Here is a 12,477-nt window from a genome sequence, read left to right as displayed (position 1 = left end):
CTGCTCTGTTGGGGGCTGCGTCGCTGGGCGACTGAACCTGCGGTTAGCCGTGGCTGACCACGATCAGGCGCAGCGAGTCGAGCTGGATCTGCGCTTTGGCAATGTAGCCGGTCAGCTCCTCGATCTGTGTTTCAATCAATGCCAGCTCGTCGTCGCGGATATTCGGGTTCACCGCTTTCAGCGCCTGCAGGCGGTCCAGTTCAGCGCGTAGGGTGGTTTCCATCTCGCGCTGCGCGTTGGCCCGGACGGTATCCAGCTCGGTGACCACGGCCTTCTCGGCATGCTCAATCAGGACATGGATGTCTTTTTGCACCGAGTTGACCAGCTTGCTGCCGAGGTGGCGGTTGACCGGACTGAGCTGGCGGTTGAAGCCTTCAAATTCGACATTGGCCGACAGGTTGTTGCCTTTGGCATCCAGCAGGATCCGGATCGGCGTGTGCGGTAGGAAGCGGGCAATCCCTGATTGCTTCGGTGCCTGGGCATCGACCACGTAGATCAGCTCCAGCAGCAGGGTGCCGACTGGCAGGGCCTTGTTCTTCAGCAGCGAGACGGCGGTGGTGCCGACGCCTTCCGACAGCAGCAGGTCAATCCCGCCCTGGATCATCGGGTGCTCCCAGCTGATGAAATGCATGTCTTCGCGGGCCAGTGCGGTGTCGCGGTCAAAGGTGATGGTACAGCCGTCATACGGCAGGCCCGGATAGCTGGCCACCATCATATGCTCCGACGGGGTGACCACAATCGCGTTCTCACCCCTGTCGTCCTGGTTCAGGCCGATGGTATCAAACAGGCCCAGCGCAAAAGTGACCAGGTTGGTATCGCCGTCTTTGGCGGCAATACGCTCCGCCAGCGCCTGGGCATCGGCCCCGCCGTTGGAGTGGATTTCCAGCAGGCGGTCTCGGCCCTGCTCCAGTTTGGCCTTGAGCGCCTGGTGCATGGCGGCACTTTTTTCAATCAGGGCTTCCAGCGCTTCGCCATCCGGCTTGTCGCTGGCCAGCAATTCGATCAAATCAGCACCGACGGCATCATAGATGGCACGGCCGGTCGGGCAGGTTTCTTCGAAGGCATTGAGCCCTTCGTTGTACCAATGGGCCAGCAGGGCCTGCGAGGTGCCTTGCAGGTGCGGGACATGGATTTCGATATCGCGTTTCTGGCCGATGCGGTCCAGACGGCCAATCCGCTGCTCCAGCAGATCCGGGTTGTCCGGCAGGTCGAACATCACCAGCTGGTTGGCAAACTGGAAGTTGCGGCCTTCTGAGCCGATCTCCGAACACAGCAGCACCTGGGCGCCGTCTTCTTCCTGGCCGAAGTATGCGGCGGCTTTGTCACGCTCAATGATCGACATGCCCTCGTGAAACACGGTGGCCCGGATCCCTTCGCGCTCGCGCAGGGCCTGCTCCAGGGTCATCGCCGTCTGGGCGCGAGAGCAGATCACCAGCACCTTTTCGTTGCGGTTGGCTTTGAGCATGTCCAGCAGCCAGTTGACCCGGGGATCAAAGTTCCACCAGGTTGCGGATTCCCCTTCGAATTCCTGATAAATATCTTCCGGATACAGCAGCTTGGCCGCTTTTTGCTCTTGAGACATGTGGCCGGCCATCATTCCGGCGACGCGCATCGCGGTCTGGTACTGGGTTGGCAGCGCCAGTGGGTACAGGTTCAGGTGACGCTGCGGGAAGCCTTTGATCGCGGCGCGGGTATTACGGAACAGCACCCGGCCGGTGCCGTGGCGGTCCATCAGGTTGTCGATCAGCTCCTGGCGGACGCTGGCCTGTTGTGCCGGGTCGATGTCACCGGCCTCGATGATCCGCAGTAGCGGCTCAATGTCCTGCTCCGGCAACAGCTCGGTCAGGCTGTTTTTGGCCACATCATCGAGCTTGTCGCCGGACAGCAGGCGGGAGACGGCGTCAGCCACCGGGGCGTACTGGCGCTCTTCTTCGACAAAAGCGTCGTAATCGTAAAAGCGGTCCGGGTCGAGCAGACGCAGACGGGCAAAGTGGCTCTGGTGGCCCAGTTGCTCCGGGGTTGCGGTCAGCAGCAGGACGCCAGGGCTCTTCTCGGCCAGGGCTTCGACGACCTGATACTGGCGGCTCGGGTTGTCTTCGCTCCATTCCAGGTGGTGGGCCTCATCGACCACCAGCAGATCCCAGTCGGCTTCGAGCGCCTGCTCGAAGCGGCGGCGGCTCTTGCGCAGGAAATCCAGCGAGCACAGTACATACTGGGCGGTATCAAACGGGTTGGCGGAATCGGCAAAGGCTTCGACGCAGCGCTCTTCGTCAAAAATAGAGAAATGCAGGTTGAAGCGGCGCATCATTTCGACCAGCCACTGGTGTTGCAGGGTTTCCGGCACCAGGATCAGAATGCGTTCGGCACGGCCGGACAGCACCTGCTGGTGGATAATCATCCCGGCTTCGATGGTCTTCCCCAGACCCACTTCATCGGCCAGCAATACGCGCGGTGCATAGCGGCGACCGACTTCATGGGCGATGTGCAACTGATGCGGGATCAGCCCGGCACGCATGCCGCACAGGCCGCGCAGCGGGCTTTTATGTTGTTCATACTGATTGTTCAGCGCCCGGTAGCGCAGGGCAAAGCGGTCCATGCGATCGATCTGACCGGCAAACAGCTTGTCCTGGGGCTTGTTGAAGCGGATCTGATTGCTGAGAAAAATCTCGCGCAGCGGGACGTTTTCTTCGCCGGTATCGGTGCGGGTCCCGAAATAGGTAAACACCCCGCCGGTTTCATCCACCTGCTCGACTTGCAGCGACCAGCCGTCGTGGCTTTCGATCACATCGCCGACATTAAACATCACCCGGGTCACGGGGGCATCAGTGCGCGCATACAAGCGGTTTTCTTCTGTCGCAGAGAACATCAGGGTGACGGTGCGGGCGTCCATTGCGACGACCGTGCCTAGTCCCAGATCACTTTCAGTATCGCTGATCCAACGTTGACCCAAAGCAAATGGCATAGTGGTTAAAACCTTCTAATTATTTGATATTAAGGAGATGCTAAGCGGGTGCTCTTCTTTTTGTGCGCTACACTGAAATATAAGTGTAAGTCAGAATCTGCACCGGCCATAAAAGGGGGGTAATGGTACTGCATGCTGTGAGCAAGGTCACGGTGAAAGTTAACAGAATTGGCTTGTGTCATTTTCGAGTCGATTGTCACAATTTTTTCATTAAATCCGGTCATAAATAGAAGTCAGATAACGTGGTTGGCGTACGCTGAAAATAGCGGCACAACAGTTGCCGTCAGACTGTTACCAAGGAGGTATCTATGGACGACACTGATCGGAAAGTGTTTGTACTCGATACAAATATTCTGCTTCATGAGCCCCTCGCCGTATATTCATTTCAAGAGCATGACGTGGTCATCCCCATGACCGTGCTGGAAGAGCTGGACCGAATCAAGGATAGCAAGCGTGACGTCTCCCGGGATGCCCGGATTGCGATTCGGGCGCTGGAAGACATTTTCCACGATGCTACCCCGGAAGAGATCTCCGCCGGGATCCCTTTATCCAAAGATGGTGAGGGCACTGGGACGATTGCCATTTTTGCCGATTACGAGGTGACTGAAACCGTCCACGCTTTTGCCGACAAGGCCGGGGACAACCGGATCCTGAACGGGGTGCTGTTTCTCCAGGCCGACTATGCGCCGCGCCAGGTGGTGCTGATCACCAAAGACATCAACATGCGGCTGCGGGCCAAGGGCGCCGGGGTCTATCATGTCGATGACTATCGCTCGGATCAGTTGATCGATGATGTCCGGCTGCTGACCAAGGGCTTCTATCAGTTCCCGGGCAACTTCTGGGAGCGGGTCGGGGAATGCCAGTCGAAAGCTGAGGGGCGTTCGACGCTGCATACCTTACCGGCGGAGCTGTTCGAAACCCCGTTTGTGAACCAGTACCTGTATGACGAGGGCACGGATTTCGCGGCCCGGGTCCAGTCGGTCGACGGCAAGGACGTAGTGGTGAAAGACATCGGCCAGGAGCGCTTGATGCATCGGCAGGCCTGGGGGATCCATCCGAAAAACATCTACCAGGGCATGGCACTCGATGCGCTGATGGACCCGAATATCGATCTGGTGATCCTGACCGGCCCGGCGGGCTGCGGGAAAACCATCCTGGCCATGGCGGCAGCCCTGGAGCAGGTGATTGAGAAAGGGATGTACGACAAGATCATCGTGACCCGGAACACGCCGGAGATCGCCGAATCGATCGGATTCCTGCCGGGGACCGAAGAAGAGAAAATGATGCCGTGGCTGGCGGCCGTGACCGACACCATGGAAGCCCTGCACAAGAATGACGTATGTACTGACGGCTCCATGAAATACATCTATGACAAAGCCAATATTCAGTTTAAATCGATTAACTTCATGCGCGGACGCTCGATCCAGAATGCTTTCGTCTTGCTGGATGAGTGTCAGAACTTAACCGCCTCGCAAATCAAAACCATCATCACCCGATGCGGGGAAGGCACCAAAATTGTCTGCTCCGGGAACCTGGCGCAGATTGACTCCACTTACTTATCTCCTGTGACCTCGGGCCTGACGTATATCGTCGAGCGATTCAAGAATTTCGAGGGAAGTGCCAACGTGTACCTGAACGGCGTGGTGCGTAGTCGCCTGGCCGAATTTGCCGAAGAGAACCTGTAATTTTCCGGCCGCGGGTCGGCCATTCATTCACTGATTTGAACGTCAAGGAGCAAGGGAAACCCCCTTGCTCCTTGTGATTTTCAGGGGTTGCTTTTCAGGGAGGGAGGGGGGGCGGTTAAGCCCGCCCGAGGTAGCGCTTGAGATCGTCATGTTGCGGGCTCTCCAGCACCTCGCGGGTCGGGCCGGCCAGCTGGATCTGACCCTGGCTGATAAAGGCGCAGCGGTCGGCAATCTTCAGCGCTTCTTCCGGGCTGTGGGTGATCAACAAGACGGTGGTGCGGTGCTCACGCGCCAGGCTTTTCACCAGTGTCAGCATTTCGTTGCGCAGCGCCGGATCCAACGCAGAAAACGGCTCGTCGAGCAACAGCAGCGGGCGGTTGCGCAGCAGGCAGCGCGCCAGGGCGACCCGTTGTTTCTGGCCGCCGGAGAGCTGCTCGGGCAACCGGTCGAGATAAGGTTGGATCCCGACCCGGGCCGCCGCCACCACGATTTTCTCTTTATCCTCATGGGTCAACTTCAGGCCGGGGTGTAGCCCCAGACCGAGGTTGTCGAACACGCTCAGGTGCGGAAACAGGTTATGGTCCTGAAACAGCAATGACAGCGGACGCTCGGACGGCAGCTGGCGTTCGATGCGCTGACCGTTGATGATCAGCTCGCCGCTGTCAGGCGTCAGGAAACCGGCAACCATCGCCAGCAGGGTACTTTTCCCGGCGCCGCTAGGCCCGAGCAGGGCGACGATTTCGCCGGCCTCGACATTAAAATCAAAGCAAAACAGGGTGCGTTCACGCTGGTGATCGCGGCCCGGTTGGACGTAACTGTGGGTGAGTTGGTTCAGGGTTAACATCATGGATTCCGAATGAGCAATTTTTCCACCAGGGTAAACAGGCCCAGGCTCAGCAGCAGCAACACCAGCGCGGCCACGGCTGCGGCATCCATCTGGTAGCTGCCGAGGAGCTGATACAGATACAGCGGCAGGGTCTGGAAGCCCTGGCTGCCGAACAGGGCGATGGCACCCAAATCGCCCAGCGACAGCACAAAGCCCATCGCCAGCGCCTGGGCGATCGGCTTGCGCAGGGCCGGCCATTCAACCAGCCGCAGCCGGGTCCAGCCCCGCATGCCGAGGCTATGGCACAGCGGGTTGTACTGCTGGGCGATGTGCAGCATCGGCTGGCTCAGGGTTTTGATCACATAGGGCAGGGCCATCAGGGCATTGACGCAGACCACCACCCAGAAGGCCGCAGCAAAGACATCGGTGAACTGACGCAGCAGGAGGAAGATCCCGGTGCTCAGCACCAGTCCCGGCGTCACCAGGATCATGGTACCGATGAGCTCGATGCCGTCGGCCGACAGGCCGTGATGGCGCAGCCGCCACTGACGGCTGGCCAGCAGGATCGTCACCCCGCCCAGCAATGCCAGCAGACAGGCCAGCGAGGCAATCTTGAGGGACGTGCCGACCGCCTGCCACAAGTCGGGGTTGCTTAGCAGCCCCGGGAGTTGCGGGTTCAGCCCGGCGCTGATCACGGCCAGCAGCGGCGGCAGCACCAGCAGCAGGGTCAGGCCGATCCACAGTCCGTCCCAGGCCCGGGCCTGCCAGCTGTCATGCTGCGGCGGCAACGGACGTGCGGTCGCGCCGCTCTGGGTCGCCAACGGCTTGGCAAACCGCTGGCTGAACAACACCAGGCCGCAGCAGATCAGCATTTGCCACAGGGCCAGCATGGCCCCGCCGGCCAGATCAAAGTCATAACGCAGCGCCTGGTAGATCGCTAGCTCAATGGTGGTTGCCTTGGGGCCGCCGCCGAGCGACATCACCACGGCAAAACTGGTAAAGCAAAGCATGAACACCAGGCCGATGACCTGCGGCAACTGCTGGCGCAACCGCGGCCAGGCGATCAGGCGAAACTTGCTCCAGCCGCGTATCCCTAGATGGGCGGCCAGTTGATGCTGCTCATAGGGAATACCGTCCAGGCTCTGGTACAGCAGTCGGGTGGCGAGCGGCAGATTAAGAAAGACGTGGGCCAGCAAAATGCCGTGGAGCCCATAGATGGAAAACGGCATCGACCCGCCCCAGCTTTCCAGCCACTGGGCCAGCAGACCGCTCTTACCGTATATCGCCAGCAAGCCGAACACGGCAACCAGCACCGGCAGCACCAGCGTCATGGCAAACAGGCGCAGCAGCAGCTGACGACCGGGAAACCGGCGGCGGGAGAACGCATAGGCGATCGGAATGGCCGGGACAATGCTGAGCAGCGTGGACAGGAATGCCTGGTAGAAACTAAAACCGGTGATATGGCGCAGGTAGGGATCCTGCCAGATCAGCCACGGGCTCAGGGCGTGGGCCTGGCTGATCAGGGCGCTCAGGGCGCTGATCACCAGAGCCACAATGAACCCGGCCGAGATCAGGCCGGGCAGAACTTGGGTTACGCGGGTATTCAACAGAGTCTCGCTATTAACGGGTCAGTGCATGTTGCCATTCACGGATCCATCCACGTCGATTCGCCGCAACATCCTCTGCGGTAAATTCCAGCGATTTGGCCGGCAGCGTCAACTGCTCGAACCCTTGCGGCAGGTCCTGTTTGATCACCGGGTACATCCAGTTGCCGGTCGGGATTTCGGCCTGGAATTGCGGCGTCAGGATAAAGGCCAGGAACTGATCGGCCAGTTTTTGGCTGTGGCTGTTTTTCAGCTTGGCAGCCACTTCCACCTGCATATAGTGGCCTTCGCTGAAGTTCGCTGCTTTATACTTGCCTTCGTTCTCGGCAATCAGGTGATACGCCGGGGAGGTGGTGTAAGAGAGCACCAGATCCGATTCGCCCTTGAGGAACATGCTGTAGGCTTCCGACCAGCCCTTGGTGACGGTCACGGTCTTCTTCGCCAGCTGCTGCCAGGCGTCGCTGGCTTGCTCGCCGTAGACGGATTTCATCCACAGCATCAGGCCCTGGCCCGGAGTGGAGGTGCGCGGATCCTGGTAAATGATGCTCAGATCGTCGCGCTGAACCAGCTCTTTTAAGCTCTTCGGCGGATTGCTCAGCTTGCTGCTGTCATAAATAAAGGCAAAGTAGCCGTAGTCATACGGGACAAAGGTGGTGTCCTGCCAGCCGTTCGGCAGGGCCAGCTTGCTGGTGTCGAGTTGGTGCTCGGCCAGCAGGCCGGTATTTTTTGCTTCGCTGATCAGGTTGTTATCCAGCCCCAGCACGATATCGGCCTGGGTGTTTTTGCCTTCTAGGCGCAGACGGTTGAGGATGGACACGCCATCGTCCAGGGCGACAAATTCCAGATTACAGCCACACTGGGCCTCGAAGGCTTTTTCAATCGCCGGGCCCGGTCCCCAGTCAGAGGCAAACGAGCTGTAGGTATAGACGGTCAGGGTGTCGTCGGCAGCCCAGGCAGAGCCGGCGGCCATCGCCAGCGTTAAGATCGACAGGTGTTTTTTCACGGTGCGCTCCTGATACTCTTGCGTCCTGCAAGAGAAAAAATCGGTTGAGCGGCTTAGGGTTGAGAAGGGCTCGCGGCATCGTGCAGCGACTTGGAAAAGCAAAGGCACTTCAAATCATCTCAATTCCTACGCCAGCATGATCTGGTTCAGGTTCAATGGGTTCTGCGTTGGCAGTCTCAGTCTGAGCGGGCTCAGGCACCCCATGAGAACAGCCGGTATTGTAATCCGCCCGGCGGTGGGTTGCCAGTTTCTCGGGATCGACTGAAAGGCGAGGCGCGTTAGACCGGAGCCGCCGTCCGTTAACGGGCCTCGTTCAGGGCCCAGTTATAGTCGTAGCTGACGCGGTTGAGCGTCACGGGTTCCCCATCCCGGTAGCGGTTGAGGTGGCGCTGCAACTGGTCACGGGTGCCGAAATCGCTGCCGTACCAGTCATAAATTGACGACAGGCGTACTTGGTTGCCTTGCACCGCCACGCCTTTGTCACTGTTGATAAAACGCCGGGCACTTTGCTCAAGCAGGGTTTCGGCATTGGCGGCGGTAAAGGCCTGCGGCTGAAGATCCGGGCAGCCGAGGCTGGCGCAGTTCACCACGTAATGGATGCGCGGGTCTTGCCAGATCGGGCGCAGGATCCGGTGTTCAATGTCATTGAGGGTCAGCGCTTTGCCGTTGATGGTGATGACGGTGTCATTCCAGGGCCCGAAGCTGAACAGGCCGCCGAGCTTGGTGATCGAGCTCACCGGGTAGTTCTCGAGGATCAGTTGGACGGTGAGGGCATTATACAGGTTGACCCAGTAGGCAAACTGCTCGCGGCGGTTGAGCTGGCGCGGATCGCGCTGGCTCAGATCGCGCAGGTAGCGGCCCAGCTCGTAGCGGTCGGCATCGCTGACCTGACGGTAGCGAAACAGGGTCTGGGTCGGTTGGGTGACGAGATAGGTATCGAGCAACTGTTGCCAGCGGCTGTGGTCGACCTGCACGGTGCTGGCGGCGTGATGCGGTTGCCAGTACGGCCAGAGATCGGCTTTTGGGGCGGCAAACAGATTTGCCGAGAGTAACAGCAGGGTCAGGGCCATCAGGGATCGCATGGGGTGTCCTTCAGTTTCCGGGAGATTCAAAGGTTAGACCCGCGAACCGCTGTTTTCTTACAGCGGTTAGGCAAACCAAGTCGCAACCATGAAAAAAGCCCCGGCACGGTGGCCGGGGCGAGGGGGATAGTATCAGTAATCAGGCCAGAAATGCCGGAATATTGCGCTCATACTCAGCGATTTTGTCCTCATGCTGCAGAGTCAGGCCGATGTTATCCAGACCGTTCAGCAGGCAGTGGCGGCGGAACTCGTCGATTTCAAAATGGTACTGCTTACCGTTGGCGGTGACCGTCATGGCTTCCAGATCTATGGTGATTTCCGCGCCTTCGTTGGCGGTAACGAAGGTGAACAGCTCGTCGACTTCGGTGTCGCTCAGGCGCACCGGCACCATCTGGTTGTTGATGGAGTTGCCGTAGAAAATGTCGGCAAAGCTCGGCGCAATCATCACCTGGATGCCGTAATCGGCCAGTGCCCACGGGGCATGCTCGCGGGATGAGCCACACCCGAAGTTCTCCCGTGCCAGTAGGATACTGGCACCCTGATAGCGCGGCGCGTTCATCACGAAATCCGGGTTTGGTTGCTTACCGGCATCATCTAAAAAGCGCCAGTCGTGAAACAGGTGCTTGCCGAAGCCGGTGCGGGTGACTTTCTGCAAAAACTGTTTCGGGATAATGGCATCGGTATCCACGTTGGCAGCATCCAAAGGAACTACCAGGCCGGTGTGTTGTTTAAATCCTGTCATTGCTTTCGTTCCTTCTGAATTACGCAGTCGCGGCTTCTGGTTCCAGCGCGCGGATATCGACAAAGTGACCGGCACAGGCAGCAGCAGCGGCCATCGCCGGGCTGACCAGATGAGTACGGCCGTCACGGCCCTGGCGGCCTTCAAAGTTACGGTTACTGGTCGAGGCGCAGCGCTCGCCCGGGCCCAGGCGGTCGTTGTTCATTGCCAGACACATGGAGCAGCCTGGTAGACGCCATTCAAAACCGGCTTCAATAAAGATTTTATCCAACCCTTCTTGTTCGGCCTGCGCTTTGACCTGCTCAGAGCCCGGGACCACCAGCGCCTGTACATTCGGTGCGACCTTGCGGCCTTTGGCCACGGCAGCTGCGGCGCGCATATCTTCGATGCGCGAGTTGGTGCACGAGCCGATAAAGACTTTGTCGATGGCAAAATCAGACAGCTTCTTGCCCGCTTCCAGGCCCATGTAGGCCAGGGCCTTGGCGGCGGATGCCTGCTCGACCGGGTCGGCGAAATCACTCGGGGCCGGGATCGGTTCATCGACGGCAATCACCTGGCCTGGGTTGGTGCCCCAGGTCACTTGCGGTTTGATGTCTTTGGCTTCTAAGGTCACCACGGCATCGTATTCGGCTCCGGCGTCGGTTTTCAGGGTTTGCCAGTAGGCGACGGCGGCATCCCAATCAGCCCCGGTCGGGGCAAATTTGCGGCCCTGGACATAATCAAAGGTGGTTTGGTCCGGGGCGATCAGCCCGGCTTTGGCGCCCAGCTCAATGGCCATGTTACACACCGTCATCCGCCCTTCCATCGACAGGTCGGTGATGGCCTCGCCACAGAACTCAACCACATAGCCGGTGCCGCCGGCGGCGGTGGTTTTACCGATGATCGCCAGCACGATATCTTTGGCCGTAATGCCCGGCGCGACCTTGCCTCTGACCTCGATTTTCATCGTTTTGGCACGGCCTTGCTTCAGGGTTTGGGTTGCCAGTACGTGTTCGACTTCGGAGGTGCCGATGCCGAACGCCAGTGAGCCGAATGCGCCGTGCGTGGCGGTGTGGGAGTCGCCACAGACAATGGTCATGCCCGGCAGGGTGATGCCCAGCTCCGGGCCCATGACGTGGACGATGCCCTGATATTTGTGGTTCAAATCGTACAGGGTGACGCCGAACTCTTCACAGTTCTTGGCCAGCGTTTCCATCTGGATCCGCGCCATCTCGCCCGAGGCTTTGATATCTTTGGTCTGGGTCGAGACGTTGTGATCCATGGTGGCGAAGGTTTTGCCGACCTGACGCACCTTGCGGCCTTTTTCGCGCAGGCCGTCAAAGGCCTGCGGCGAAGTCACTTCATGGACCAGGTGACGGTCGATGTACAGGATCGGGGTTTCGCCTTCCGCCGCGACGGCAACGTGGGCATCGTAGACTTTTTCGTAAAGCGTCTTCGGCGCTTTTGCTTCTGTGTTTGACATTGCTCGGGTGCTCCTCGTTCTGATTATGCTTGGCGGGTGTAGGCAGCGATCTTGTCGCCCATCTCGCTGGTGGACAGCGCCGGGTGGGTGCCGGCCAGATCGGCGGTCAGCTCACCGGCTTCCAGCGCCTGCGAGACGGCCTGCTCAATGGCGCGGGCCGCGGCCTCTTCACCCAGGCTGTAGCGCAGCATCAGCGCGGCGGACAGGATCTGGGCCACCGGGTTGGCAATATTTTTCCCGGCGATGTCCGGGGCGGAGCCGCCGGCAGGCTCGTACATGCCGAACTTGTCCTGGTTCAGGCTGGCCGAAGGCAGCATCCCCATCGAGCCGGTGATCATCGCGCACTCATCCGAGATGATGTCGCCGAAGATGTTGGAGCACAGCATGACGTCAAACTGGGACGGATCTTTGATCAGCTGCATGGTGGCGTTGTCGATGTACATGTGGCTCAGGCTGACGTCCGGATAGTCCCGGGCGACTTCCTCAATCACTTCGCGCCACAGGATTGAGCTTTGCAGCACGTTGGCTTTGTCAATCGAGCAGACTTTCTTGCCGCGCAGCTGCGCCGACTCAAATGCGATGCGGGCGATCCGCTCAATTTCATAACGGTGATAAATTTCGGTATCAAATGCCTTTTCCTCGGCCCCTTCGCCCTCGCGGCCTTTCGGCTGGCCGAAGTAGATCCCGCCGGTCAGCTCGCGCACGACGACGATGTCAAAACCGCGCTCGGAAATGTCGGCACGCAGCGGCGAGAAGCGCTCCAGGCCGGCATGGATCTGCGCCGGACGCAGGTTACAGAACAGCTGGAAGTGCTTGCGCAGCGGCAGCAGGGCACCGCGCTCCGGCTGATCATTGGGCGGCAGGTGCTCCCATTTCGGGCCGCCGACCGAGCCGAACAGCACGGCATCGGCCGCTTCACAGCCTTTCAGGGTCGCTTCCGGCAACGGGCAGCCATGGTTGTCGATGGCAATGCCGCCGACATCATATTCGCTGCAGTTTAGGGTGAAGCCAAACTTCTCCTGGACGGCGTCCAGCACCTTGTGGGCTTGCTGCATCACTTCCGGGCCAATGCCGTCACCGGGTAGAACGGCGATTTGATAAGTACCTGCCATGG

General features: G+C 59.5%; 9 protein-coding genes and 1 riboswitch. Of the genes, 1 reads left to right on the top strand and 8 read right to left on the bottom strand.

All coding sequences use genetic code 11. From position 1 onward, the window contains the following. Positions 1-43: 43 nt before the first annotated feature. Positions 44-2,962, bottom strand: coding sequence for an RNA polymerase-associated protein RapA (rapA, locus tag NH461_RS14630; protein WP_261601047.1), 2,919 nt, complete (start codon positions 2,960-2,962; stop codon positions 44-46). Positions 2,963-3,270: 308 nt separating this feature from the next. Between rapA and NH461_RS14625 the strand changes: the two genes are divergently transcribed. Next, the gene (locus tag NH461_RS14625) at positions 3,271-4,647 is read left to right on the top strand and encodes a PhoH family protein (protein WP_261601046.1); all 1,377 of its coding nucleotides are present in this window, start codon (positions 3,271-3,273) and stop codon (positions 4,645-4,647) included. A gap of 115 nt (positions 4,648-4,762) precedes the next feature. On the opposite strand, the gene thiQ is transcribed toward NH461_RS14625, so the two are convergent. The 7 genes from thiQ to leuB form a co-directional block, all read right to left on the bottom strand. Then, positions 4,763-5,491 carry a thiamine ABC transporter ATP-binding protein gene (gene thiQ / locus NH461_RS14620; protein ID WP_261602924.1) on the bottom strand — a complete coding sequence of 243 codons (729 nt, stop codon included), beginning with the start codon at positions 5,489-5,491 and terminating at the stop codon, positions 4,763-4,765. Next, a complete protein-coding gene (gene thiP, locus NH461_RS14615) occupies positions 5,491-7,080 on the bottom strand; it encodes a thiamine/thiamine pyrophosphate ABC transporter permease ThiP (RefSeq protein WP_261601045.1) in 1,590 nt (529 codons plus the stop codon). The genes thiQ and thiP overlap by 1 nt, the downstream gene beginning before the upstream one ends. Before the next feature lie 13 nt (positions 7,081-7,093). Beyond that, positions 7,094-8,047: a thiamine ABC transporter substrate binding subunit gene (thiB, locus tag NH461_RS14610; RefSeq protein ID WP_261602923.1), complete on the bottom strand. Its 954-nt coding sequence runs from the start codon at positions 8,045-8,047 to the stop codon at positions 7,094-7,096. Between the two features lie 138 nt (positions 8,048-8,185). Next, positions 8,186-8,293, bottom strand: a riboswitch (TPP riboswitch). A gap of 86 nt (positions 8,294-8,379) precedes the next feature. Next, on the bottom strand, positions 8,380-9,162 hold the full coding sequence (locus tag NH461_RS14605) for a DUF547 domain-containing protein (RefSeq protein WP_261601044.1): 783 nt from the start codon (positions 9,160-9,162) through the stop codon (positions 8,380-8,382). A gap of 139 nt (positions 9,163-9,301) precedes the next feature. Beyond that, positions 9,302-9,904 (bottom strand): 3-isopropylmalate dehydratase small subunit, encoded by a 603-nt coding sequence (leuD, locus tag NH461_RS14600; RefSeq protein WP_261601043.1) that lies wholly within the window; start codon positions 9,902-9,904, stop codon positions 9,302-9,304. 19 nt (positions 9,905-9,923) lie between these two features. Then, positions 9,924-11,363, bottom strand: coding sequence for a 3-isopropylmalate dehydratase large subunit (leuC, locus tag NH461_RS14595; protein WP_261601042.1), 1,440 nt, complete (start codon positions 11,361-11,363; stop codon positions 9,924-9,926). 23 nt (positions 11,364-11,386) lie between these two features. Then, positions 11,387-12,475 carry a 3-isopropylmalate dehydrogenase gene (leuB, locus tag NH461_RS14590; RefSeq protein ID WP_261601041.1) on the bottom strand — a complete coding sequence of 363 codons (1,089 nt, stop codon included), beginning with the start codon at positions 12,473-12,475 and terminating at the stop codon, positions 11,387-11,389. Positions 12,476-12,477: the final 2 nt, after the last annotated feature.

Source organism: Photobacterium sp. TY1-4, assembly GCF_025398175.1.
GTDB lineage: Bacteria > Pseudomonadota > Gammaproteobacteria > Enterobacterales > Vibrionaceae > Photobacterium.
Note: the sequence above shows the minus strand (reverse complement) of the source record. Positions and strands in the feature narration are given on the sequence as shown.